The sequence below is a fragment of the Cutibacterium namnetense genome (genome assembly GCF_001642025.1).
Taxonomy (GTDB): domain Bacteria; phylum Actinomycetota; class Actinomycetes; order Propionibacteriales; family Propionibacteriaceae; genus Cutibacterium; species Cutibacterium namnetense.
Genome location: NZ_LWHO01000001.1, coordinates 43,127 through 68,470 on the forward strand (window position 1 = coordinate 43,127; position 25,344 = coordinate 68,470).

Here is a 25,344-nt window from a genome sequence, read left to right on the forward strand (position 1 = left end):
TTTCGCCGCATCACCCGAGCACGGGGTGGTGCGGCGACATGCTTGTTTGGATGCCGTGACGCATTACGGGGTCGGCGGCATAGGGCGCAAATTTGTCCCCGCAGTCTCTTCCCTCTGGCGTTTTTCGTCAGTTCACGACGAGTCGGGGCATCGCTGAGCTCTCGACCAGCCCAACCCGGGAAAAATGACCCAAGACACACATGTCGGTTGGCATTACGCCAGGGGTCACGATCTTGCCCTCACTGCCAGGCAGCCAGCCTCAACCTCGAGGTGAAGGCTCTCGGTTCGCCGGAGACGGGATCGGTGAATCCCATCCGCCATGCCTGCAATTGCAAGGGATGGGTGAAGTCATCAACTGGGGTGTCGAGAACTGTCGGGTAAAAGGGGTCGTTCACGATCGGAGCACCCAACCGTTGCATGTGGAGACGAATTTGGTGAGTGCGGCCAGTCCGAGGACTCGCCTCGTACAGTCCCAGCCCACCGCACTTACCAATCAACACAATATCGGTGACAGCATTCGGCACCCCGGGAACCTCACGGGCCTGCAAGATCCCCCTCTCCTTAATAATCCTTGACCTCACCTGCCAGCCGTTTTTTGTCGCGCCGATCCCCTCTCTAGCTGGATCATGTACCACGGGTGCCACGAGCCGATATTTTTTGACGACCTCACGACGCTCGAACATCTCTTGGTACGGCCGACGCCATTTTCGCTCCCGAGTCAGCAACAACACCCCAGCGGTAACACGATCGAGGCGATGGGCCACCGTCAGTTCTGGTAACCCCAATTGGGTGCGTAACCGAACAACAACCGACTCGAGGACATGGCGGCCCCGCGGGATTGAAGACAGGAAGTGCGGCTTGTCGACCACAAGGATGCGTTCATCGGAATAGAGGATGCCGATTCCGGCCGGAACAGGAGTCTCTGTAGGCAGGTCTCGATGGAAGAAGACGAAGGTTTGCGGGGTGAAGGGCGAATCCCGCCGGAAAACACGTCCCGCTTCGTCAACGAATCTCCCTTCATCGAGCATCTCGTCGACACGCTGCACACCCACCCTCTGGAGCTTCTCGATCAAGTATTCCCGCATCGTTGGCCAGGGCCAGCCATCGACTCCGCGCTCCTTTGCCAACCGACGGCACTGCCCATGATCGGGAGTATGAACCCACGCTGATTCCAGACCGTGACGTTGACGTAGCGGAGACCGAGGCACCGCGCCAGCCTATGGCTAACGGCACTTCCCCTCCCAGGCTTCCCCACCCGGTGAACAAAAAATCCCGCTTCACGGAGCGCCAGGTCAACAGATTGCTCGGCCTCCTCCGAGGTGGGACTTTTAGACCCCACCGCGTCCGAACCACCCCATCCACCACGGCGGGGATCGTGTTCTGCAGTACCGAGTAATACGAAGCTTTGTTAAGGGTGGTTCGCTCGCAGCGCACCGGCACAGCAACGAACCCCCTGACGACAATCCCGCGGACGCTGCTCAGCCCCGCCGCAAGCAGCAAGCCGGTACCGGCCCCCCTGGACGCAGTGATGCTCATCGAACAATTGGGGGCGGGCGGCAGTCGGTGCTGCCCGGCCGGGACGATGCCACCCCGACCTGGACCCACAGACAGAATCATCACCTGGCTGCGTGATCTGATCTCTTAATGACTTAGCACGGCCGGGCTCGGGATTTTTCGTCACCGGGACCGGCTGCCATCACACCCGCGGAGATTTATCCCTACTCCCGTCATCACACCTCGTGTGAAACCGCCGCGAGAGCTCCCGGTAGGGAAATCTCAGTCCAGCGGCTCACCGGCGATGCTGAAAGTCACCGGAGTCTGGGCCTCGACGGTCCGCGAGACGGTGCAATTTTTGTCGCGCGACATCGTGACAACCCGATTGACTAGCCCGGCGGCCTCGCGACCTTCCTCAGTATCGGGGAAGCGCAACTGGAAGTCGACGGCGACGTCGCCCAGGGATACCCGCCCCTCGTCGTCGCTGCGTTTAGTACCCGAAACGGAAACGGTGAACTGGGTGGGTTCCCCGCGGCGGCTTGTCACGGTGTCAACATCAATGGAGGAGCACCCGCCGATAGCAGCTAGCAGCAGCTCGACAGGGGTGAACTCGGCATCCTGCCCCGACCCAAGCTGAATCTGCCCACCACGCGCATTCGTGGCGGTGTAGTGGCCCTGACTACGGCGAACCAGGGAAACCTTCTTAGTAGCAGACGGCATGGCCCCTCCTCAGGCGACGAATTCTTCGATGACTTTGACCAGCGCCTTCTTCGTCTTGCCGCCCTGCAGCGACTTGACGAGCTGGCCACCCTGCCAGACCTGGATAGTAGGCAGGGACATGATCCCCTGCTCCGCGGCAACCCGGGTGTTGGCGCTGGTGTCGACCTTAGCGAAGACCATCCGGTCGCCGTAGGCTTCAGCAAGCTCCTCGATGATCGGGGACAGCTGCTTGCAGGGAGCGCACCAGTCGGCCCAGTAGTCCACGAGGACCGGCTTGGAAGCGCCGAGAACCTCAGAAGGGAAGGTCGTGTCGGTGACCTCGATGACGTTGTTCATGACAGCCTTTCTAAGACGACCAGACGAGTCTAAGTCGTGGCGGCCCGAAGGGCACCTCTGGTTCACGATAGCCAAGCAGACTCTCTGGCTGTTGCATGAGGCAGCCATCACCTAGTGCGAAAAATCCCGACCCAAGGAAGCATCGCGCACCACAATGCCCGGTCCTCCCTTAGACCGGTATTTTTCGCACGCAAACCGGTGAAGGCATCTGAGTCAGTATCGCCTCAGCGGAATGTTCCGACTCCGGCGGGCCAACATCACTTCTCCCCGCCAAAGAACTTCTCCCAGGGCAGATCGAGGGGGGCATCGTGAGCGACAATGTCGTAAAGGGCCCGCACCAATGGGTATTCGGTCTCAGCGATTACCCCGCGCTGAGTTAATTTTCCGATTGCCTCGCCAACGACGCCGATAGCGGCAACGCCTTCGAGGGTGATGCCCTTCATCTTGTCGTTGCGGACGTGCGAAAACGGCATCCCGGCACCGACGTAGGTTCCGGCACGCACATTGCGTCCGCCCATCGTGGTAACGAACATATCGCCGACACCACCCAGGCCGGTCGCCACCTCCGGATCACCGCCCATGAAAGCGACCATCTGTTTAAGCTCGCGGGCACCCTCGCCGAAGAGGGCCGCTGTGTAGTCGTGCATAACGTATTTGGCGTCGGTCTGCCCAGCCTTGTTCAGCATGCCGGCGGCAAAGCCTCCGCCGAAGGCAAAGATGTTTTTCATGCACGCTGCGACCTCGTGGCCGATGAAGTCGGTAGACGTCCAGACGTGGTAGTAGTCGGTGCGGTATGCCGCCGCCAAACGGTCGAGGACCTCCTGCTCCTCGCCGCAGAATACGACGCAGGTGTCGCGCTGTACCGCCAGCTCACCGGCGATGGACGGTCCGACTATGGCCGCCCAGTGGACCTTACCGGCGAGGTCCTCCATATGCTCCTTCAGTACCTCGGGCAGGATGTGGAGGGTGCCATCCTCATCGGCCTGCATACCCTTAGTTACACACAGGATGGTCTGCCCGGGCTCGGCTAATTTAGCCAGCTGTTCTCCCGCCCAGTCGACCCCGAATGAGTTGACGCCGCTCATGATGACGTCAGCCCCTTCGATGGCCTCGGCGGCGTTAGCGAAATGGTAAGCCTGGACGCGCTCGTCAACCTTGAGTTCAAGGACGGGGTGCTTCCGGGTGAGCTGAATAGAGTCGATGATGTCGTCATCGAGGTGGGTACCAATGAGGCGGACTTCGTTGCCGTTCTCGACAGCCGGGAAGGTTAATGCCGTGGCCATGACACCCGCACCGAGCACTGCAATCTTGAGCATCTTCGTACCTCCGAAGGTGGTTTGTGGCCCGACTGTGGGCCCGACGCGATTCACGCTAATCTCGGGTCCCGAATGATTCCCACATTCGTCGAAATCCTGCACTTGCGTGCACAGCGGCCTCGGCCCCACTTCTTTACTGAAAGGCACGCTTCGCTACTGAAAGGCACGCTCCGCTACTGAAAGGCACGCTCCGCGACATTGGCGTCAACAACCACGTCAGTACACAAGCCACCGCGCAGGGCTGTTCCCAAAGCCTCTGCTTTTTCGGCGCCCGATGCGATGGCCAGCACTGTGCGAGCGCATGGGAGACTGTGGCCCTCACCATCCCTGACTTTCACGCAGTCCAGGTCTACCGAGATCGTGCGGGAGTCCAATTCTTCATCGACAACATGGCCATGGACGTCAACATAGTGGCTCATGACGTCTGCGCGAGCCCCTTTGCTTCGCAGTTTCTCAATACCCTCAGCCGTCACATGGCCAGCCGTTACCAGGATCGAGTCAGTGCTCACCGCTCCGGGTGAATACACCACGAGATCGGCTTTCCGAGCAGCTTCTAGGGGCCGCGAAACGGACACATCCTCGCGCAGCATGTCCCCGAGATCTGCTGATTCTACGATTGTCGGGGCCTGCAAGGTGAGGGATCGGCCTGGGCCGAGCTCGGCCATCCTCACGACGGAGCGTCCTACCAAATCATTCCTGGTGACGGCGACCCCGCCATTGGCCTGGGCGACGACAACGTCGGGGTTCCAACCCGACCCTAGGTGTTGGGCCACATGGGCCGTCGTTCGACCCCAACTCACTGCAACCACCTGTGGTGGGGGCCGCCACTCAGATAACCGCTGCGCTGCCATCCGAGCGACGAGCTCCATCGTCAGTTCATCACTGGCTTGGACGGGCACGACGACGGCCGATTGCAACCCAAAAGTGTCAACCAGCTTGGTTTCGAGCCGGTGATGCCGGGCGAGGGGATGGTCAATTGTGATCTTGACCATCCCCGTGCGACGAGCCTCCTCGAGGATCCTGCCGACGGTCCAACGACTCATTGAGAGACGCTGGGCGATAGCGGCATGGGTCATCTGTTCGAAGTAGTACATCTCCGCGACGTGGAGCATCTCTTCATCTTGATTCGCCCGGCGTCGGTTCGACATCGTTTATGCCTCGCTCCGTGTCACAGCACGGTGTGGGCAACCTCCGCGACGTGGTCAGCAGTGAATCCGAACTTCTCGAACAACAACGCCCCAGAGGCCGAAGCTCCGAAATGCTCCAGGGACACCGAGGCGCCCTTGCAGCCGACATATTTTGACCACCCCATGGCGATGCCGGCCTCAACGCTTACCCGGGCGGTCACCGAGCTGGGCAGCACCGACTCGCGGTACTCCTCGTCTTGCTCGTCAAACCACTCCTGACACGGCATCGACACGACGCGGGTCGCGATCCCGTCGGCCTCGAGCTTCTTGCGTGCCTCCAGGGCCACCGACAGCTCGGACCCGGTACCGATGAGGATGACCTTGGGCTCGGCGCTGGCCTCGCAGACCACGTAGGCACCCTTGGCGACACCCTCGGCCGAGGCGTACTCGCTGCGATCGATCGTCGGTAGGTCCTGACGCGACAGCACCAGGCCGGCGGGACGGTCAGTGTGCTCCAATATGGTGCGCCATGCCACTGCGGTCTCGTTGGCGTCGGCGGGACGGACGATGTCAAGGCCCGGGATGGCTCGGTAGGAGGCCAGGTGCTCAATCGGCTGGTGGGTGGGTCCGTCTTCACCGACACCGATGGAGTCGTGAGTCCACACGAAGATCGACGGGACTTTCATGAGGGCCGCAAGACGAGCCGATGGCCGCATGTAGTCGGAGAAGACGAAGAAGGTTCCGCCGTAGCAGCGGGTCAGGCCTGACAGGGTGATGCCGTTGAGGATGCCACCCATGGCGTGCTCGCGAACACCGAAGTGGATGGTGCGCCCGTACGGACCACCCGGATCCTTCTCGGAACAGCGGTCCTCGGGCAAGAAAGAATCGGCTCCCTTCATGGTCGTGTTATTCGATCCGGCAAGGTCGGCCGATCCGCCCCACAGCTCCGGAAGCTGCGGACCCAGGGCGCTAAGGACAGCTCCCGAAGCCTTGCGGGTGCTCATCTTGCCCGGCTCGAAGGTGGGAATATCGAGGTTTTCGGGCAGCTTGTGGGCGAGCATCCGCTCAAGCAAGGCGGCGCCATCGGGGTTGGCGTCGCGCCAAGCGGCGAATTTTTCGTCCCAAGCCTCGCGCAGACTCTTGCCACGCGCCGCGAAAGCAGTGCGAACCTTCTGCACCATTCCAAGGTCGATAGCAAACGGTTTGTCTTCAAAACCGAGCTTCTCCTTGAGGGCGCTGACCCCTTCGGCACCAATTTTCGCGCCGTGTACCTGGGCCAGACCGGCGAGCACCGGAATCGGCCATCCGATGACGGTAGTGAGACGGATGAAAGACGGTTTGTCGGTAACGGCCTTGGCATTGTCGATGGCCTCCATCAGGGCTTCGACATTCTCTTCGTAGGTCGTGCCGCCGTTGGTGAAGTCGACGTGCTGGACATGCCAACCGTAGGCCTCATAGCGGGCCTCGACATTCTCGGAGAAGGCGATAGCGGTATCACCTTCAATGGTGATCCGGTTGTCGTCGTAGAACATGATGAGGTTGCCCAGTTCCTGGGTCCCCGCCAGCGATGAGGCCTCGGAGGCAATGCCTTCCTGCATGCAACCGTCACCAGCGATGGCGTAGATGTAGTGGTCAAAGGGGCTCGTGCCGGGGGCGGCGTCAGGGTCGAGCAGGCCGCGCTCACGACGAGCTGCCATGGCCATGCCGACGGCGTTGGCAACACCGGCGCCGAGCGGACCGGTGGTGGTCTCGACGAACTTCGTCAAGCCGTATTCGGGGTGACCAGGGGTCAGGGAACCCCAGGTACGCAATGACTCCAAGTCGGACAGCTCGAGTCCTAGCCCAGCCAGATACAGCTGGGTGTACTGAGTCAGCGAGGAGTGTCCGGCCGACATGATGAAGCGATCGCGGCCGAGCCAGTTTGGGTCAGACGGATCGATGGACATGACCTTGTGGTAGAGCAGGTAGCCGAGCGGTGCCAGGGAAATAGCAGTGCCGGGGTGGCCGTTGCCGGTCTTTTCGACGGCGTCAGCCGCCAGCACTCGGGCAGTGTCGACAGCGAGCTTGTCGGTGTCGGTCCACGTCAGTTCGGTTGCCACGATATTCCTCTCGTATTGGCCTTCTGGCCTGATCTGTGTGATGTGTCATCGCTCGGCATGGCGATAGGGTGGGGGTTCAGATCCTTGTAACGAATCTTATTCGCACCCTCAGGCGAGATGCACTTGTGGCGCTATTGATGTCACAAATGTGCAGAGTTGGCGCTGTTCGCCGCCTTCGTCGACTCTCGTGCCCGCAGATGAGCTTGCCGTCGAATCTCTTTAAGACGGTGCATCACTTGGTTGCCCCCGCGACCGAAGTAATCGTGGAGTCGAGCGTATTCGGCGTACAAGGCGTCGTACTGAATGGCCCGTTCCTCGTCAATCTGGTAAACCCCCGCTTCCTTCGCCCCCATCGCAGCAGAAGCTGCCTTGACGTCGGGGTACAGATCAGCGGCGACGGCCGCGAACACCGCAGATCCGTGCGAACCGGGCTGTTTGACAGTCCCGACGCTCAGAGGAACCCGGCAGATGTCGCAGAACAACTGCATGAGGAACGTGTTCTGCGTCAACCCCCCGGCCACCACCAACTCGTTGATCTCAACCCCGGAATCCCGGAACGACTCGATGATGGTGCGCGCCCCGAAAGCCGTCGACTCCAGCAGGGCCCGGTACTGATCTTCAGGGGTGGTGGTGAGAGTCTGACCCAAGATCATTCCCGACAAGTTGGCATCCGCGAGCACCGACCGGTTGCCGTTGTGCCAGTCCAGGGCTATGAGGCCATGGGCGCCGACCTCCTGCCTCGCACATTTCTCGGTAAGTAGGTCGTGGACACTGATGCCCCTGTGGTCGGCCTCGTCGAAATACGAGCCCGGGACGCAGTTGTCGATGAACCAGGCGAAGATGTCGCCCACCGCCGTCTGTCCGGCCTCAAATCCCCACGAACCGTCGACGATTCCACCGTCGACGACGCCAAACATGCCGGGCACCTCTTTGAGCTGAGGCCCGGGGACGACGTAGCAGGCCGACGTACCCATGATCGCAGTCATCTGACCGTTCTCCACAGCTTGCACGGCTGCGGCGGTAACATGGGCGTCAATGTTGCCACTGGCCACCGTGATCCCAGCTGGCAACCCCAGACGCTCGGCAAACTCCGGGGTCAGACCGCCGACTCGGGCTCCCAGGGGAAGCACCGGGGCGTTCATCTTGTCGGTGAAGACGTCGGCGAACTCCGGGTTGAGGTGCATCAAGTAATCGCGGGATGGGTATGTCCCATCCTGGTACATACGCTTGTATCCCGAGTCACCCGCCGAGAACGTCAGTACCCCGGTCAGCCGCCACGTCAGCCAATCTAATGCGGTGCAGAACACATCGGTGGCCCGGTAGACCTGCGGGGCCCGTTCCAAAGTCTCCAGCACCTTGGGCATCAGCATCTCGGAGGACAGAATTCCCCCGTACCGTGCCAGCCACGGTTCCCGGCGCTCCTGGGCCAACTTGACGATACGATCAGCCTGGTCCTGGGCGCCGTGGTGCTTCCAGAGCTTGACCCAGGCGTGAGGCTCGTTTCGGAATTCGGGAAGCTGACACAGCGCAGTGCCGTCCCTCGTCGCAGCGACGACGGTGGCAGAAGTGACGTCCAACCCGATACCAACGACCTGCCCGGGGTCAACCCCGGCATCCTCCACGGCCCCGCGGACGATCACCTCGAGGGTCTCCAGATAGTCAGCGGGATCTTGGAGAGCGAAGTCCGGTGGCAGCTTACGACCGTCGGCAGCACTCAAGGTGCGGTCCATCACCCCGTGAGGGTACTCATGCACGGCGCTTCCCATCTCGGCACCGTCGCTGGCCCGCACGACGACAGCGCGTCCGGACAACGTGCCGAAGTCCAGTCCCACCACATACTTGTTATTCATGGTGTCCTCCTCGTGAGGGGACCGAGTGGGGGCGCGAATGGTCGACCCCACCCGACATCGTCCTGGGATCAGTCCTGTGGCCAGGGGCGTCGGCCCCAGAATCCATCAGGTTCAAACAGCGGCTCGACGAGATCGCTGATGGTGCCGGTCTCGACGAGCAGGTCGAGAAGGGTATAGCGGGACCGAATCATCTGGCACCGGTAGTAGGTGTCGTGGAAACGCTCCCGGGTCAGGCCAATCTGCGCCGGATGGTAAATGCCACCGACAGCCTTGATGATCTCTTCGACCTCGGCAGCCGGCATCACCTGGCAACGGCAGCGATCGCGGATGGTCGGCCAAGTCGACCTGACGAGCTCCAGACGCTCCCGCAGCGCATCGGCGTCGAGGTATTTGTCCATGGTCTGCCTCACAGCAGGCTCGAGCATGTCACCGGTGAAGTTGGCGCGAACCTTGGCCTCCATCTGCTCGGCGGACGGCCACTTGGCGACAGCGGCGTCGACGTCGAGAGTGGTGAAATCGTGGTTCAGCGTCCTCTCCCATAGAGCGAGCACCGAGATCGTGCCAAGACCCACCTTGAACCCGTGAGTCAGCGGCGGATCTTGGTCCATACCGAGATGCTCCATCTCCCACAGGTGGGAGAACTGATGACCGGCACCCGAGGCTGGGCGCGACGAGAGGCGGTACTTTTGCATCGCCAGACCGGACATCACGAGCCCCTCGATGAGGCCGTCAAATGCCTCCGGTTTACCGTTGGCCAGTCCCTCGGGATCACTGATGGCGCTGGTGAGCGGCCCCTGGACGAGGTCCCACACCTCCTGGTCGATCGGCTCGATGCCCAGCTCATCGGCGACGATCCAGTCGGCACCGGCCGGGATCTTCTCGATGAGATCGCCCAGGCCAGTGGCGGTGCAGCGCTGTGGAGCCCCGGCCATCGTCGGCAGATCGGCAATGAGGGCCTGTGGGGCGCGGCAACTCATAGTGTGCTTGAAACCGTTCTCGGTAATCGAGGCACCGAAGGCGGCGTATCCGTCCATCGAGGCGGCGGTACATACGTTCATATAGCGCCGACCCAGCTCGTCACTGGCTCGCTTAACGATGTCGTTAAGGGTCCCCGAACCGATGGAGCAAGCAATCACCTCGTCGAGATCACGCAGGTGGTCACGAACCTTCTCAACGTTTTCGTAGCAGGCGTAGACGGCTGGACGCCCCGGGAAAATCATCGGTTCGACCATCTTGACCCCGGCACCCTCGAGGGACGCCTTAGTCTGCTCACCAGCAACGGCCCACGTGTTCTCGTCGGCGATGATGATGGCCTTCGAGTCGCCAAAAAGCTCTGTGAAGACGCGCCCCGTCTCCCCGAGCACGTCGCGGCCCATGGCCACGACGTCCGTGTCGCCGCAATCGGCCAACGCCTTGTCAATCAATTCGGACATTACTTCTCCTCTGATCAGTGTGATCGTCAGTTTTGTCGGCCTCGTGATCGACCATGTCATGAATCATGGGGCGCAGCTGCGGGTAGGTATCGCAGTACTTGTCCACGTAGTACTGGTACTCCTCGTGACGTTCCTGGTCCGGCTCGATGAAGTCGATCTCGTGGACCATCTGTGCGGCCGCCTCGGGGAGATCCTTGAACAGGCCAGCACCGACAGCGGCCACCATGCAGGTCCCGAGCACCACAGCGTCCCCAACCTCGGTGAGGGCGATCGGCACACCGGCCACATCGGCGTGCATCTGCATCCAGTCGCGGCCCTTCATGGCACCACCACAGGCGACCATACGGTCTACCTCGAATCCAGCAGCTTTCATGGCGCGCAAGTTGTGGGCCATGCCATAGCAGACCGACTCCTGAATAGCGTGGTAGAAGTGCGCCGGAGTATGCATGAGGGATAGACCCCAGATAATGCCGCGGGCTTTCGAGTCGGTGTACGGGGTGCGGTTGCCCTGGAAGTACTCATTGATGATGAGACCATCGGAACCCGGGCGGATGTTTCGCGACTGCTCGTTGAGGACGTCGTACGGGTTGAGGCCGATCTTCTCGGCGGCAGCGGTGTAGTCGGCTACGAAGTTGTCCTTGAACCACTTCAGTACCGAACCCGTCGAGACTTGGCTGGCTTCAACGGTGTACTGACCAGGCATGACGCCGTCAGGGTAGGCGCCGAAGAATCCCTCGCCGTGAATTTCGGTGTCGGCCTGACCAGTCAGCACATGCGAGGAACCGGTGATGAGGGCCATCGACCCTGCAGACAGCACGCCCAAACCAATCTGGCCAGCCCATGCATCAGCCAATCCTTGTGCGACCGGGATTCCTGGACGCAGGCCGAGTAACTGGGCCGGAATCGTCGCGAGAGTGCCAACCGGAGTGCCGAGGTCGAGGACCCGCTCGGGAATCTTGTCGAAGACGTCACCGCAACCGATGGTCTGGTAGAAATCCTCCGGCCAACCCCCCTTATCACGGTTGTAGTACATCCGGATGGCAGCCGAGTTGATGTTAGTGGTCCACTCCCCGGTGAGCTTGAACGTCACCCAATCCGGAGCGTCGACGAGATGGGCGGCCTTGCGGTAGGTCTCTGGCTCATGCTCGCGCAGCCAAGCAGCCTTGAAGGGGTACCACTCGGCGGTGGCCGGAGAGGCGCCAGCCCCGTTGTAGAGGCGGGCGACCGACTCCGAGTTCTCGGCGCGCGCAGCCTGCTCGGTGGCACGGACATCCATCCACATGATGGCGGGACGTAACTCGTTGCCACGTTCGTCCATGGCAACCATCGTCAGGGTCGTAGCGTCATACGAGATACCGGCGATAGCCGCCGGGGAGATTCCAGCGGCCGCAATAGCGCGATGACACGACGCCTGCAGTGCTTTCCACCACTCTTCAGGATCCTGTTCGGCCCAACCGGGACGAGGATGAGTGGTCTTGTACGGAGTTGCCGCGAAGGTGAGTGGGCGTCCCGCAAGATCAAAGATCGCGACTCGGCACGACTCCGTGCCGTAGTCGATACCTAAGAGGTAAGGACCGTTGTTCAACATCGTTGTCTCCTGTGAAGGTGTCGCTGCGGCAGCGGTGCACACAGCTCGGTCGTCTAGTCAGTCGTCGTTGTCTTCGGTCCAGCCGAGTTCGCGCCATACCGAGGCTGGGATGAGCCGATCGATACGGTCCAGAGTCCAGGTGGGACGATGCTGGGCGTCAAGGGCTGCAACGTCGTCAGCAGTGGCCTCCCCAGTGAGCACACAGGCCGACTTCATGCCAGTGTCGAGGGCCATCTGGATGTCGGTCTGCAGACGGTCACCGACCATGACGCAGTCTGTCGGGTCAACGTCGAGGCCGGACAAGGCCTCGGTAAGCATCACTGGCGACGGCTTGCCCAAACTAATGTTGCACTGCTGTCCCGTGCATGCCTCAATAGCTGCAGTAATGGCCGCACAGTCCGGCTCGCCACGACCTCCCGGAAAGGGGCAGAACCGATCGGGGTTGGTCTGGATGAGGAATGCCCGCTTGTGGAACCAGATGGCGTCAAAGGCGATCTGCAACTTGCGGTAGTCGAAGGTGCGATCGTACGAGGCGATGACGATGTCTATCTCTTCGGGATCTTCACACAGTTCGATCCCGGCCTCACGCAGGCTCCGCTTGAGCGGCTCCTCAGCGATCGCGAAAACTTTGGCGTCGGGGTGGTTGTTGACCAGCCAACGCGTCGTCGTCACGACCGTGTTGGAGATGTCCTCGATGGCCGTGGGCAGGCCCAACTTCGCGAGCTTCTCGACATACTGGTCTGGGCCCTTAGTCGGGTTATTCGACAAAAACCTCACCGGGATCTCACGGCGGCGCAATTCCTCGACCATACGACGAGCACCCGGCAATAAGTGTTCACCAAGGTAGATGGTGCCATCCATGTCGAACACGTAGGCCCGGGCGAAATCAGTGGGAATGTTGATGTCGTCATGCATGGTTGCTACTCCTGAAGCGAGGTCACGAGAACAGGGTGGCGAGCGAGACCACCACAGTGTTGCCAAGCCAGATGGCAGCGGCCGGTGGATCGATATGGCTGGTGCCGCGGTTGTACCAGAGGCGGGCACAGAACTCGCCCAGGCCAGCAGTGAAGACACCGAAGAATGCGGCGATGACCAGGGCAACCGTCGCCATTACCCACGTGTGGGAATCCCACGAAGACGTGTACGTCCAGCGGTAAGTGGTGAAGGTCTTGCCCATAAGCAGCGGGAAAAACTGCACCGCGGCTAGACCGGCGATGTTTGTCACATGATGCTGGACCGGCATGTTCCGATTGGTGATGAGGAACAGGATGATGACGGCCGAAATACCGAAACAAAAACTGTTGGCGTTGGCAGCGGCCAAATTCTTGGCGAGCCCCCGCGTGGTCAGATAGGCGCCAACGTTGGCAGCCAGGAAAAGGGACGCGCCACCGGCAAAGATGCCAAACAGTGACCCAATGGTAAGGAGCTGGCTGGGTTTCTCCTGCCACTCCAGCCACCGCCCATTGGGGCCCGGTTTGATCTTGGCCGGGAAACTGGTGGCGTTTTCGTGGAAGAGCTCTGAGTTGTGCAGGGAGCCATGGAACAGCCCCTTGCCGGGCGCCCCACCAAACATGAGGCGGGCCAGCAGCCCGGACAGCAGCACCGTCAGGGCGACTGGGTCAGTGTGCTTGCCGAACCACGGGATGTTCGAGATGACGATCTGGCATAGGTAACCGAAAATACCGAAGGCGGCACCGACGCAGAGAATGTCGGGGTGACCGATGCCGGCGAGCGGGGTATTGACGTCCTTGCCGTCACCTAAGCGACCTCGATACCGGGCATAGATGGCCGCCGCAACACCACCACCAAAGGCCACGTGAGGACCCATGAAGGGGCCGAAAGCCAGGTAGTCGAGCCCGAAAGTGGTGCCCGTCGCGGCGAACACTCCCCAGGAAGCCAGCACACAGAAACCGGTGAGGACGAATGCGTAGTTACCGCCGATGGCGGCTCCGACAGCACCGCCGGCGATGGCGGCGAGGAGTCCAAAGACGAAGACTCCCACAGAGGTGGTGAACATCGGTGTTCCTTTTATGAGGGCGGGCCTTACCCGCAATCGGATCTCCGCATGCAACGACGATGCTGCATGTGGTCTTTGTAGATTTTCCGGGAATGGCCCATGAGTAGGCAGATGCAGATGTGAGGCGGGCCACGGCTCACACCGCATTGGTGTCAGCAACTGCCCGTGGCGGCCTCCCCGGCGATGTCGCCTGACTCATAGGCGTTGATGAGATCGATATTGGCTTTGGAGTGGGAACTCGGGTCGAAGGTGTACCCGATGAACTCGTGAGCCAAGCGACGGGCAAGTTCGCGACCGATGACGCGTTGGCCGAGGCACAGCACGTGGGCGTCATTGGACATAATGAGCCGCTCCACGGAGAAGGAGTCATGGGCGGTGCAGGCGCGAATACCCGGCACCTTGTTGGCCGTGATAGCCATGCCCATCCCGGTGCCGCAGAAGAAGATGCCTCGATCAGCTTTTCCTTCTTTGATGACGTGAGCTCCCTTGACGCCAACATGCGGGTACAAGGTGTCCTCACCGGCCTGAACGCCAACGTCGATCACTTCATCGACTCGCGAATCTGCTTCCAGGTCGGCCTTGACGGCATCCTTGTACTCGACTGCTGCCGGATCAGCGGCAACGACGATTCTCAGTCCCATGATCCCTCCATGCCTCGTTGCTCCGTCGTGAGGAATCTCGGTCACGAGTGCGAGAAGCAACGACTCATGGTGTTGATATTAACATCATTGATGTGAAATGTAAGGGCCTACGCCGTGGATTTCGCCACACCCGAAATCCGAATGCACGGGAAAGCACACGGCAGTATCGGCTCAACTCGGGCTTCCCGAGCCACTCCCAGAACGTATGTAAGACTCAGAATTCACACACCACCTGTGCGGTAGCTCACCACGACGATGTTCGTACGACCCAGGATCGTCAAGAGTCGTCCGCGTCGTCCCCCACGACCAGGAGATGAACCCCGAGATCACGCAACTGATCGAGGATTCCACGTGGGGTGCGGGCGTCGACGACAACATGATCAAACTCCGTGAGATCTGCGAACTTGAACAGCGCCCGTCGTCCAAACTTGGTGTGATCTAACAAGAGGATCCGCTTCTCAGCGGACTCGAGCATGGCCCGCTTCACCTCGACGACCTCCTGGTAGGGGTGGTAGCACCCCGCCTCAAAAATGCCCGACGCCGACAGGAAGCACAGATCGGCATGCATTGAGCGGATCATTCGGACCGCAGCAGGACCCATCAGTGACTTCGCCCAGGACTGGTACTCCCCGCCCGCCACCACAAGCTTGTCCGAGCCGCTGGAGATGACCTCATCGGCCACCAACAACGAATTGGTGACAATCGTAAGCGGGGAGTGATCCCCCAGGGATCGCAGCAACCACACCCCCGACGTCGAATCATCAAGCATGATCGAACATCCCGGCGCAATGAGTCCACCGGCGAGCTCAGCTACCGCCTGCTTATCGGTCGAGCTCTGCTCCAGACGGAAGGTGGCATCGGCCTCGTGCAGACCATTCGCAACCGCAACGACCCGGCCCCGATGGCGTTGCAACACCCCACTGGCCTCGAGGGACGCCAGATCACGGTAAATCGTCATAGCGGAGACGCCCGTAGCCTCAACAAGGTCCTCAACGCTGACCGACCCAGCCCGAACAACAGCCTCAGCGATCGCAAGCTGACGCGCTCTTGGGCCGTCTTGGCCCTGAAGGGCCGTGGTCCTTCCGCCAGCCATGACTCTATCGTCTCCCGTCATCGTGAACTCGCAAGAATCCTAGCTGCGTAACGGGTCTTCGCTGTTGCGAATCAGCGTCAGATAGGCAGTTGAGTGATGGATCCGACATGACGGACTGGCTCCCCGGGTGATGGTCTCAGCGACAACTGATCTCTCCGCTTCCCTCACCGGTCAAAAGTCCCGACCTACGGCGGATCACTTCACCGAAGTGCCTCGGCCATCTCCCAGCCGGCATTTTTCGACATCAGCGGTAGGGATGCCGTCACGAACGGCTTTCCTGCCATAAGTCTGGTGAGGACAGATTGTTGTTATCCACTCACTGAGTGGGGGCCTTATCTATGGCCTCCCACAGGCCATTGAGGTAGGTGATGCCCAGGGCACGGTCGTATAGCGGGTAACCGGGGCGCCCTACTTCACCCCAGATCATCCGACCGTGGTCCGGGCGAATATATGCATTCGAGCAGTGGTCGTGGATGGCCTTCATGATCGTGTACATATCGAGGGATCCGTCGCTGGAAAGGTGCGAGGCCTCCTTGAATTTCTTGGACCCCAGGAACTTCACATTTCTGACATGAGCGGCCGCAACCCGCCCCATGTCTCCATACTTCTCGAGGATGGCCGGCACATTATTGTCGGGATTCGAGCCCAACGATCCGGCGCACACGCACAGCGAATTAGCCGGGGAATTTACCAGATCGATGACCTTCTGCAGGTCGGAGTCACTGTGGACGATACGAGGGATCCCGAAAATATCCCAGGCGGGATCATCGGGGTGGACGGCCATCCGAATCCCGACCTTCTCGCAGGTCGGGATGATTCCCTCGAGGAAGTAGCGATAGTTGTCGCGCAGCTGGTCAGGGGTCATGTCAGTGTACTGAGCCATGACCCCATCGAGATCGGCCAATCGTTCAGGCTCCCACCCGGGAAGCGGAAAGGCCGACGAATCCAGGGTAGCCTTGACGATATCTTGCGGAGTTAACCCCTCGAGTTCCTCGTGATCGTAGTACAGGCAGGTTGAGCCATCCCCGTTACGATGAAAGAGCTCAGTACGCAGCCAGTCGAAAACCGGCATGAAGTTGTAGACAACGACCTTAATGCCATAGGCAGCAAGGTTCTCTAAAGTCTTGCAATAGCTGATAATGTAACTGTCACGAGACGGCTTACCGAGCTTGATGTCCTCGTGGACGTTCACCGATTCGATAACTTCGCATTCCAAGCCAGCCTCATTGACTTTCCGGATGTAGGAAGAAATCTCCTCATTTGACCATACCTCACCAACCGGTATCCAATCCATCGCGCCCATTATCCCGCTGGTTCCGGGAATCTGGCGAATGTTCTCCAGCGTGATGGGATCGGCTTCTGGGCCATACCATCGAAATGTCATCTTCATGATTATGCAAACTCCTCGTCCAGAACCGACCTTACGGCACCCGGACCGACCGTCAGGCGGATAAAGAATTGTTCAACGATTCCAGCTAAAGGCGTCGCCGTCAGATCTACCCCGAAGATATCGACACGACTAAGGATAGGGGAAATAACCTTGGGGTCACCGTCACCGAAACGGACACCTGACACCACGGATTTCAGTTCCTCGAGCAGCGGATCTGGGGAAAGGTCGATAGGATCACCATCGTCGGCAATGCCCATGAGGTATCGGCACCAGGCAGCAAAAACGAACGGGATTGCCCGCAATGACGCGAGATCGAGGGAATCCTTGGCAAGATACGACTTAATGGTCTCTCCGAAGCGGATCGGGATCTTCTGAGATGTGTCGGTCGCAATACGACTCGGGGTGTCACCAAGGAACGGGTTCGGGAAACGCTCATCCTCGACCTCGCGCAAGAATTCCTTGGGGTCAATAATCCCGGGATCGCTGACAACCGGAAGCCCTTCTTTCCATCCAAGATGGTGCACCAAACCCGCTAACCCCGGGTCTTTCATGGCCTCGTCTACAGTGGGCTTCCGCAACAATACTCCGATAATAGCCAGCGCAGTATGGAGCGGGTTGAGGCATGACGTCACCTTCATCCGCTCGAACCGGTCGCAGGTATCGCGATCCGTGAAGTAGACCCCAGCTTTCTCTAATTCTGGACGTCCATTCGGGAAACGATCCTCAATAATGAGATACTCAGCAGGCTCGGTGTTGACAAATCCCGCCACCTCGGCGTCGGGATCGATCGCCATATCCTCAAACCCCATCAACGCCAGCCGATCACTAACCTGCTGCGACGGGGCCGGGGTGATCTTGTCGATGACGGAGATTGGGAACGCCACCTTCTCCGTAATCCACTCGACAACCCTGTGGTCGATGGCGCCTCGTTTCTCCCACTCCGCGGCGATCGTCAGCACCGAAGTGCGCAACTTGTCACCGTTGTGGGAAAAATTGTCACAGGACACCAGAGCCACCGGCGTCGCCCCAGCGTAGAAACGTCGAACCAGCAAGGCGGTCACCAGACCCATCGCCGTCGACATACGATCTGACAAGGGGTCACGGCTCAGATCCTTAATGACAGCGTTTTGGTAGGACCCGTCGTAGCCGCTGAGCCGATACCCCTTCTCAGTGATCGTCAGGGTGATCAACTGCAGGGACTCGGCACAGGCAATCTCTGCGATGCGACAAAAATCGTCATCTCGCCGGTAGGCCAGCCCCTCGCTGATCGACGCTATAGCCCCGACGTCGGTGTGCCCGTCGGCGTGGGAGGTCACACCCAGGGTCAGCAAGTCGTGGTTCGCGAGCCCGTGATCGAGGCGCTGCGGATCGCGAGGCGCGATGGCGGCAATACCGCACTGCTCAGCCCCGGAGTTCATGATGTCCTGGGCCAGCCGAGCGATATGAACACGGAACAGATTTCCTGGTCCGATATGCATCCACCGCGGCCGATCATGGGCCTGCCTACGCATCTCCTCAACGTCGAAAGTAGGCGAGGTGATCCCAGCATCCGCCAACGCGGACCCACGTAATGTGTCGAGATCAAGCTTCATGACATCTCCTCCGAATCAGAGACCAAACACCTGAGTGGGCTGCTCCACGACGAGGCGGTGGGCGATCTCAACCGCCTCATCCAAATCGAGCCTGCCCAAAACCACCAGCTCAGCGAGGTGGGCGGCATCAAGGCGCCGACTCATATCGTGACGCGCCGGAATTGAGCAAAAAGCGCGGGTGTCGTCAATCATGCCGCTTACCCGGCTGAACCCGGCCATCTCAGTAACGGCATGTTTGAACCTCATCACCGACTCAGGCGCGTCAATGAACCACCAGGGCACGCCGATATAGAGGCTGCGGTACCACCCGGCCAACGGGGCAATTTCCCGTGAGTAAACGGTCTCGTCGATCGTGAAAATGACCAGCTTGAGGTCCGTGTTACCAAATTTGTCAAGCAAGGGGTGCAAGGAGTCGACAACCTCGAGGGCTACCGGAACATCGGAGCCAATATCGGCGCCAAAGCGGCGAAGGGCGGCGGTGTCGTGATTACGGTGAACCGCCGGATGAACGGTCATCGTCAGGCCGTCTTCGCTGGCCATCCTCGCCTGATCTGTGAAGAGATGCCGGCGAAGGAGGGTCATCTCCTCGACAGTGGCCCGACCCGCCACCGAGGCGTCAAAAATCGACGCCGCGCGAGCGCGGTCTAGGACGATAGTGCCCAGGTCGCGGTGGCTGTGGTCACTGGAAACCGCGCCGTGCTGCTTAAAGTAGGAGCGCCGATTCTCCATAGCCTCGGTAAATCCGTCCAGCGTCATCGCATCGCAACCACTTACCTCAGACAGCTTTGCGAGCAAGCCCACCCAGCCCCCGGCAGCTGGCTCCAAATACTTATCCGGGCGGAAGGTGGGAGCAACACGGCGGGTGAATGTCTGGTCGGCAGTCAGCCGAGCGTGCCCGTCAAGGTCGTCGCAAGGATCATCGGTGGTCGCGATGAAGACAATGTCGAAGGAGTCCATGAGAGCGCGGGGCCGAAAGTCCGGCTGGGCGATTTTCTCAGCGATGGTGTCGTAGATGCGGTCAGCGTTCTCAGGACTAGGACGTTCGGTGACACCAAAAATGCCGACAAGTTGGTCCACGAGCCAGTAGCGCATTGCTGTGCCGGCAAAGTCACGCCAGTGCTCGCACAGGATCCGGAAAGCTTTTCGGTTGTCCTCCTCACCCATTGTCTTGCGCCCGACGCCCAGGTCCTCAAGATCGACGCCATTAGCATGCAGCAGCCGATTCACGTAGTGGTCGGGGGTAATGAGCAGGCTCGTCGGGTCAGAGAATGCCATGTCGTCGGCAATCCATGACACCGGAACGTGTCCATGGGGAGAAATTATGGGTAGATCCTTCGTGGATCGGTAAATTTCGCGCGCAGCGGCCAAGGCGGAGGCCTCGCGGGGCAGCAGACGATCCTCGAAGAGGGTGAGAGTCGGCGTTGACATGACATTCACTGTGCCCCGTGGAGAATCTCCCCGGAACGAGTTGCCGTCACTTGCCGCGCTTAGCTATCCAGATTCACGCGCCATAAAGGACACCGGGATGATGTCCTCACTCGGCGGTCGACGCCCATAGTGGCTCGGTTTCTCAACCATGTCGAGAAGCCGGTTGACGGCCACAAGCCCCATTTGGAACTGATTGACGCGAACCGTTGACAACGCCGGTGAAACCAGAGCCGAGAACGGGATGTCATCGAACCCAATGACGGCAACGTCGTCAGGAATCCTGAGACCACAGGCCATAGCGCGACGCATGAACCCGATCGCGATGAGATCGTTATAGGCGATGACGGCCGAGGTAGGGCGCGTCTTCCACTTGTCAAACGCCTCTATGCCGCCCCTAATAGTGGGGGTCGGACAGGCGAGCTGGTGCACTGTGACCTTGTCGTCGCGACGAGCACGGTCAAGCAAGCTGCGCCACCTTACCCCCGATTGCCAAGACGCCATCGGCCCGGCGAGATACGTCACCGTAGACCGTCCGTCTCCTATTAGATGGGTAAGAGCTTCCCCGAGTCCTTCATCGGATGCTGGTGTCACCGCCGACACTCCTGGAACTTTACGATTCACCGTAATTACCGGCTTTATGCCGGCCAGGTGCCGCAACCCAGCGTCCGACATGCGGGAACCAACAAAAATAAAACCATCAACAGTAGTCAAGGAGCGTTTCGTGGTTTCAGACTCGATTTCTGACGACTCATTAGAGTCGATGAGAACGACCATGTAACCGCGTTTGCGGGCGCCCGCGAAAACCCCCTTGACGGTGGCCCCAAACACTGGGTTCATGGCGTCGGCAACGCACACTGCGACGAGATGATATGTCCTGTCTGTCGAAACTCTCAGCACCGCATCCTGGCGGTAACCAAGTTGTCGAGCAGCTTGAAAGATCCGTTCTGACGTCTTGACGCTAACCCGCCCCGGGCGCGAAAAAGCGCGAGAGACAGTTGACGGAGCAACACCGACAGTCCGCGCAACGTCACTGATGGTAACCGGTGCGGTGGACTCCTCGCCTACACCCATGGTTTGACTCTACCGCTAACTAGCCTGACTCTGGCACGTAATGCTCAGGATGCAAACCGTGGCAAATCATCGCAATCCTTGACACTCCAGTGCGAATCTCTAGACAAGGCGATGATGCCTGTCCACAATGCTGTGACGATGATCGTCGCAGCCCTGAATAGCATAGAGGGTTGTCAATGCCAACCATCACAACGAAGGGCCAGAAAGCTGAGGCGGTGAATGCTCGCGATTTCGATATTCGCGACATGATTGGCTACGCACTCGGCGATGTTGGAAACAATTTCACCTTTAACTTAGTGAATTTTTTCCTCATGATTTTCTACACCAATGTTTTCGGTCTTGCTGCGGCCCTGGTGGGCGCATTATTCATGGCTGCCCGTCTCGTTGACGCCTTTGTAGACATCATAGTTGGCCGCCTCATCGACAACTCGAAGATGACCGCGCGAGGACGCTTCACCCCGTGGGTCATGCGAATGAAGTTCCCGCTTGCCGCCTCCGCTATTCTTCTCTTCCTGCCGGCAGCCGGCCACCTTCCCATGACAACACGCGTGATCTACTCCTTCATCACCTATCTGGCCTGGGGCATCTTCTACTCTTTCGTTAATATCCCCTATGGATCCATGGCGTCAGCCATCTCTGGAAGGCCACGCGATAAGACCTCACTGTCCACCGCACGGAGCATCGGCTCAGCCTCGGGCGCTGCCATCGTCAGCTATGTTGTGCCGCTCATAATGTACGGCAGCAGCTCTCACCAGATAAGCCCGCATCGATTCTTTATAGGGGCGGCTATCTTTGCTGTCCTCGGCGTATTCTGCTACATAGGATTAACGCTACTGACTGTCGAGCGTATTCGCATTGACAAAACAGAGCGCGTTCCACTGGGCAAAATGTTCTCTGAAATGGCGCACAATAAAGCCCTCGTCATGTTAGTCATTATTGACATAATTGTCGTCATTAACCAGAACCTTTCTGGCGTCACGCTGACCTATCTTTTCAATGACTATTTCCAGAATAAAACGGCAATGTCCATTGCCTTGGTCTTTAATTTCACAACTGTTATTCTCGTGGTTCCTTTTGCACAGATTATGGTCCTGAAGTTCGGTCGAAAAGAATCAGCGACAGTGGCATTGTTCTGCGGGGCTGCCATGTACGGTCTGATGCTCATCATCCACACGCACAGCCCCTGGATCTTCCTTGTTGGCCTCTTCTTCGGCTCGCTAGGCGCCGGCGTGTTCAACCTCATGGTGTGGGCCTTCATCACCGACGTCATTGATGCCCAGGAGGTCATATCCGGGGAACGTGAAGACGGCATCATCTACGGCGTGAACTCCTTCGCCCGCAAACTTGCCCAGGCCATCGCCGGCGGAATCGGCGGAGTCATACTGACGATGATCGGCTACCAGTCCTCCTCACAGGGTGGTGCCGTTCAGTCAGAGTCCGTCGCCAATCATCTGTACACCCTCGCCGCCGCCATACCGACAATCTGCTGCCTCGGCGCCGCCCTGCTCATGCTGGGCTACCCACTCACCCGCGACAAGGTGGTCGCCAACGCCGACGAGTTAGCTCGCCGCCACGAGGCGCAGGCCGGGCAGACATCCTGACCCATAACGGAGGCACATCATGGACACGCTCATGCGGATCACCAACCACGAGATAACCTCGCCGGATATCCAGCTGACAATTGACGAGCGATGGTGTGCCTCCGTCGAATTTGTGACCCGTTCCATCGCCCACGTGCGAATTTTCGACGCCGCCGGTCCGCAGCTCGACCGGACCTGGAGTATCAGCCTCGGCCCCGACGTCACCCCACAGACCGGATTGGGTCCCCACGATCTTCTCGACCACTCCCCTGCCTCGGCATGGGAGGGCGATTCCCGCAATGTCACGCCAGTTGAGGACGTGACCGTAACGACAACCGTCACCACCAACGCCGAAGACCTCGCCAGCCACCCGGAACCTTCCGGGATCTACCCTGACAAGCCGATCGACTCCCCAGACCCAGACGAGCAATCCTTCATCATTGGCACCGATTCGCTGCGGGTCATCGTCGGTGACTGCCCGCTACGGATGACCTGGCAGCGCCGGGCTGGCGGCTGGGTCACAGTCAGCGAAGACCGTCCTACCGGCGCCTACGAGATCGGAACTCGTACCGGACGGGTCGCCCACCACAGGGTCCGCAACATCGATGATCATTACTACGGCCTCGGTGAAAAGTCGGGCGACCTGGAGCGCACCGGACGTACCTTCGACATGAAGTGCCTGGACGCCCTGGGATACGACGCCAGCCGCACCGACCCGCTGTACAAACACGTACCCTTCCTCATGACCCGCACCGCCAACGGTGCCTTCGGCATCTTTTATGACAACCTCTCGGCATCGCGGTTCAATCTGGGGGCAGAAGTCGACAACTACCACCGCCCCTTCACCTCGTGGCAGGCCGACCGCGGCGACATCGACTACTGGGTCATGACATCCGACCACGTCTCCGGTCTTACCCTGCAGATCTTGCGTCTGACCGGCGACCCGGCTTTTCTACCGCGCTGGGCGCTGGGCTACTCAGGCTCGACGATGCACTACACCGACGCCCCAGACGCCTCTCGCCAGTTGCTAAAGTTCCTCGACCTGCTACGAAAGCACGCCATCCCGTGCGACTCCTTCCAACTCTCGTCCGGCTACACCACCATCGGCTCGCACCGTTACGTCTTTACCTGGAACCGTGACAAATTTCCCCAGCCCACCAAGATCACCGAGCAGTTTCATGACGCCGGTCTCCATCTGGCGGCAAATATCAAACCAGCCCTGCTGACGACGCACCCTTATTACCGCGATGCGGCAGAAGCGGGGATTTTTGTCACCAACTCCCAAACTGGGAAACCGGCAACATCGATGTTCTGGGGCGGTCACGGCAGCAACGTCGACTTCACCAACCCGCGCGGAGTGCAGTGGTGGAAGGACAACGTCCGCCACCAGCTCATCGACATGGGAATCGAATCCACCTGGAACGACAACAACGAGTACGAGTTGTGGTCAGAGGACGCCACTTGTGACGGTTTTGGTCACCCTGTCGAGCTGGACCGCATCCGCCCGGTGCAGGCCCTTCTCATGAGCCGTGCCTCCTTTGAAGCCCAACGCGAGGCTGCCCCTGCCGAACGCCCCTTCCTTATTTCCCGGTCCGGGCCGCTGGGTCTGCAGCGCTACGCCCAGACCTGGAGTGGCGACAACTCCACCTCCTGGCGCACCCTGAAATACAACACCCGGATGGGTGTGGGGATGAGCATGTCTGGGCTGGTTAATTTCGGCCATGACGTCGGTGGGTTCGCCGGCACCGCCCGCCCCAGCGCCGAGCTTTTTGCCCGCTGGGTAGCCAACGGCGTGATGCATACGCGCTTCACGATCCACTCCTGGCACGATGATGGTTCGGTCAATGAGCCGTGGATGTACCCCGAGATCACCGACATCGTCCGGGAGATGATCCGGCTGCGCTACCGGCTTATCCCATTCCTGTACACACTGTCCTACCTGGCGGCGGAGCGACGCGAGCCCATCGTCAACCCGGTATTCAGTCTTGATGACACCCTTATCGAGGAGTCCGATGACTTTCTACTCGGCCGCGACCTGTTGGTGGCATCCGTCGTCGAAGAGGGCCACACCACTCGAACCGTTACCCTCCCCAACGTCCCCGATGGCTGGTTTGAGTTCGACACCGGCGTCCATCACGACCCAGGTACCGTCACCCTTGACGCCCCGCTGGAGCGCCTGCCACTACTGGTGCGCGCGGGAACGGGGATCCCGCAGTGCGCGCTGCCCGCACCTTCCGAGAAGATCATCACAACACAAACGGTCGAAAACTCCCCGCACAGGATCGTTCTTTACCTTCCTGAGGGCAACGGCCACTCAGAAGGTTTTTTCTTCGACGACGATGGCCACACGGATGGCTACCGCCAAGGCCACGGCTATTGGCTCACCTGGACCGCCGATCACACCGATACCACGGTGACAGTCCATACCCGCGTCGAAGGCGACTACCAGCCACCGTGGGGATCTATGGCCTTCGCTCTGCGCCCAGGAGACGATCGCGCCATCGAGGTCTTAGCCGAAACCGCCACCCGGAACTAGAAACCAAGCGCCACTATCGGAAATACAAGGAGA

The 25,344-nt window shown here is 59.9% G+C and carries 19 protein-coding genes; 2 read left to right on the top strand and 17 right to left on the bottom strand.

Annotation, left to right across the window (positions count from 1 at the left end; all coding sequences use genetic code 11):
• Positions 1–239: 239 nt before the first annotated feature.
• From A5483_RS00180 to A5483_RS00260, 17 genes are all read right to left on the bottom strand, one after another.
• On the bottom strand, positions 240–1,085 hold the full coding sequence (locus A5483_RS00180; RefSeq protein WP_002522779.1) for an RluA family pseudouridine synthase: 846 nt from the start codon (positions 1,083–1,085) through the stop codon (positions 240–242).
• A 691-nt stretch (positions 1,086–1,776) separates the two neighbouring features.
• The gene (locus tag A5483_RS00185) at positions 1,777–2,214 is read right to left on the bottom strand and encodes an OsmC family protein (RefSeq protein WP_002522780.1); all 438 of its coding nucleotides are present in this window, start codon (positions 2,212–2,214) and stop codon (positions 1,777–1,779) included.
• Between the two features lie 9 nt (positions 2,215–2,223).
• A complete protein-coding gene (gene trxA, locus A5483_RS00190; RefSeq protein ID WP_063810635.1) occupies positions 2,224–2,550 on the bottom strand; it encodes a thioredoxin in 327 nt (108 codons plus the stop codon).
• Positions 2,551–2,807: 257 nt separating this feature from the next.
• On the bottom strand, positions 2,808–3,866 hold the full coding sequence (locus A5483_RS00195) for an NAD(P)H-dependent glycerol-3-phosphate dehydrogenase (RefSeq protein WP_002522782.1): 1,059 nt from the start codon (positions 3,864–3,866) through the stop codon (positions 2,808–2,810).
• A gap of 173 nt (positions 3,867–4,039) precedes the next feature.
• A complete protein-coding gene (locus A5483_RS00200) occupies positions 4,040–5,014 on the bottom strand; it encodes a sugar-binding transcriptional regulator (protein WP_002522783.1) in 975 nt (324 codons plus the stop codon).
• A gap of 20 nt (positions 5,015–5,034) precedes the next feature.
• Positions 5,035–7,092 (bottom strand): transketolase, encoded by a 2,058-nt coding sequence (tkt, locus tag A5483_RS00205; protein ID WP_002522784.1) that lies wholly within the window; start codon positions 7,090–7,092, stop codon positions 5,035–5,037.
• Between the two features lie 140 nt (positions 7,093–7,232).
• Complete coding sequence (locus A5483_RS00210; protein WP_002549766.1) at positions 7,233–8,942, bottom strand: ribulokinase; 1,710 nt, start codon at positions 8,940–8,942, stop codon at positions 7,233–7,235.
• A gap of 68 nt (positions 8,943–9,010) precedes the next feature.
• Positions 9,011–10,375, bottom strand: coding sequence for a sn-glycerol-1-phosphate dehydrogenase (locus tag A5483_RS00215; protein ID WP_002549804.1), 1,365 nt, complete (start codon positions 10,373–10,375; stop codon positions 9,011–9,013).
• Complete coding sequence (locus A5483_RS00220; protein WP_002549742.1) at positions 10,359–11,963, bottom strand: FGGY-family carbohydrate kinase; 1,605 nt, start codon at positions 11,961–11,963, stop codon at positions 10,359–10,361. The genes A5483_RS00215 and A5483_RS00220 overlap by 17 nt, the downstream gene beginning before the upstream one ends.
• A gap of 57 nt (positions 11,964–12,020) precedes the next feature.
• A complete protein-coding gene (locus A5483_RS00225) occupies positions 12,021–12,878 on the bottom strand; it encodes an HAD-IIA family hydrolase (protein ID WP_002549776.1) in 858 nt (285 codons plus the stop codon).
• Between the two features lie 22 nt (positions 12,879–12,900).
• Positions 12,901–13,980, bottom strand: a complete 1,080-nt coding sequence (locus tag A5483_RS00230) for a DUF7973 family transport facilitator (RefSeq protein WP_063810636.1) — start codon at positions 13,978–13,980, stop codon at positions 12,901–12,903.
• Between the two features lie 152 nt (positions 13,981–14,132).
• Positions 14,133–14,621: an RpiB/LacA/LacB family sugar-phosphate isomerase gene (locus A5483_RS00235; RefSeq protein WP_063810637.1), complete on the bottom strand. Its 489-nt coding sequence runs from the start codon at positions 14,619–14,621 to the stop codon at positions 14,133–14,135.
• 277 nt (positions 14,622–14,898) lie between these two features.
• On the bottom strand, positions 14,899–15,714 hold the full coding sequence (locus A5483_RS00240) for a DeoR/GlpR family DNA-binding transcription regulator (RefSeq protein WP_002549747.1): 816 nt from the start codon (positions 15,712–15,714) through the stop codon (positions 14,899–14,901).
• A 316-nt stretch (positions 15,715–16,030) separates the two neighbouring features.
• A complete protein-coding gene (uxuA, locus tag A5483_RS00245; RefSeq protein WP_063810638.1) occupies positions 16,031–17,104 on the bottom strand; it encodes a mannonate dehydratase in 1,074 nt (357 codons plus the stop codon).
• A 2-nt stretch (positions 17,105–17,106) separates the two neighbouring features.
• Entirely contained in the window at positions 17,107–18,696 is a 1,590-nt protein-coding gene (locus tag A5483_RS00250; protein ID WP_063810639.1) for a mannitol dehydrogenase family protein, read from the bottom strand.
• Positions 18,697–18,711: 15 nt separating this feature from the next.
• Positions 18,712–20,124 carry a glucuronate isomerase gene (gene uxaC, locus A5483_RS00255; RefSeq protein WP_063810640.1) on the bottom strand — a complete coding sequence of 471 codons (1,413 nt, stop codon included), beginning with the start codon at positions 20,122–20,124 and terminating at the stop codon, positions 18,712–18,714.
• A 63-nt stretch (positions 20,125–20,187) separates the two neighbouring features.
• The gene (locus A5483_RS00260) at positions 20,188–21,195 is read right to left on the bottom strand and encodes a LacI family DNA-binding transcriptional regulator (protein ID WP_063810641.1); all 1,008 of its coding nucleotides are present in this window, start codon (positions 21,193–21,195) and stop codon (positions 20,188–20,190) included.
• 176 nt (positions 21,196–21,371) lie between these two features.
• Between A5483_RS00260 and A5483_RS00265 the strand changes: the two genes are divergently transcribed.
• Complete coding sequence (locus A5483_RS00265) at positions 21,372–22,796, top strand: MFS transporter (protein WP_063810642.1); 1,425 nt, start codon at positions 21,372–21,374, stop codon at positions 22,794–22,796.
• Between the two features lie 19 nt (positions 22,797–22,815).
• Positions 22,816–25,311 carry a glycoside hydrolase family 31 protein gene (locus tag A5483_RS11745; protein WP_063810643.1) on the top strand — a complete coding sequence of 832 codons (2,496 nt, stop codon included), beginning with the start codon at positions 22,816–22,818 and terminating at the stop codon, positions 25,309–25,311.
• Positions 25,312–25,344: the final 33 nt, after the last annotated feature.

Bases quoted from the DNA above. Each gene is read 5' to 3' on its own strand.
- A5483_RS00240 (WP_002549747.1), bottom strand. From the start codon at position 15,714: ATGGCTGGCGGAAGGACCACGGCCCTTCAGGGCCAAGACGGCCCAAGA.
- A5483_RS00200 (WP_002522783.1), bottom strand. From the start codon at position 5,014: ATGTCGAACCGACGCCGGGCGAATCAAGATGAAGAGATGCTCCACGTC.
- A5483_RS00180 (WP_002522779.1), bottom strand. From the start codon at position 1,085: ATGCGGGAATACTTGATCGAGAAGCTCCAGAGGGTGGGTGTGCAGCGT.
- A5483_RS00210 (WP_002549766.1), bottom strand. From the start codon at position 8,942: ATGAATAACAAGTATGTGGTGGGACTGGACTTCGGCACGTTGTCCGGA.
- uxuA (WP_063810638.1), bottom strand. From the start codon at position 17,104: ATGAAGATGACATTTCGATGGTATGGCCCAGAAGCCGATCCCATCACG.
- A5483_RS00265 (WP_063810642.1), top strand. From the start codon at position 21,372: ATGCCAACCATCACAACGAAGGGCCAGAAAGCTGAGGCGGTGAATGCT.
- A5483_RS00235 (WP_063810637.1), bottom strand. From the start codon at position 14,621: ATGGGACTGAGAATCGTCGTTGCCGCTGATCCGGCAGCAGTCGAGTAC.
- A5483_RS00185 (WP_002522780.1), bottom strand. From the start codon at position 2,214: ATGCCGTCTGCTACTAAGAAGGTTTCCCTGGTTCGCCGTAGTCAGGGC.
- trxA (WP_063810635.1), bottom strand. From the start codon at position 2,550: ATGAACAACGTCATCGAGGTCACCGACACGACCTTCCCTTCTGAGGTT.
- A5483_RS00215 (WP_002549804.1), bottom strand. From the start codon at position 10,375: ATGTCCGAATTGATTGACAAGGCGTTGGCCGATTGCGGCGACACGGAC.
- A5483_RS11745 (WP_063810643.1), top strand. From the start codon at position 22,816: ATGGACACGCTCATGCGGATCACCAACCACGAGATAACCTCGCCGGAT.
- A5483_RS00250 (WP_063810639.1), bottom strand. From the start codon at position 18,696: ATGAAGCTTGATCTCGACACATTACGTGGGTCCGCGTTGGCGGATGCT.
- A5483_RS00195 (WP_002522782.1), bottom strand. From the start codon at position 3,866: ATGCTCAAGATTGCAGTGCTCGGTGCGGGTGTCATGGCCACGGCATTA.
- A5483_RS00260 (WP_063810641.1), bottom strand. From the start codon at position 21,195: ATGGGTGTAGGCGAGGAGTCCACCGCACCGGTTACCATCAGTGACGTT.
- A5483_RS00225 (WP_002549776.1), bottom strand. From the start codon at position 12,878: ATGCATGACGACATCAACATTCCCACTGATTTCGCCCGGGCCTACGTG.
- A5483_RS00230 (WP_063810636.1), bottom strand. From the start codon at position 13,980: ATGTTCACCACCTCTGTGGGAGTCTTCGTCTTTGGACTCCTCGCCGCC.
- A5483_RS00220 (WP_002549742.1), bottom strand. From the start codon at position 11,963: ATGTTGAACAACGGTCCTTACCTCTTAGGTATCGACTACGGCACGGAG.
- uxaC (WP_063810640.1), bottom strand. From the start codon at position 20,124: ATGTCAACGCCGACTCTCACCCTCTTCGAGGATCGTCTGCTGCCCCGC.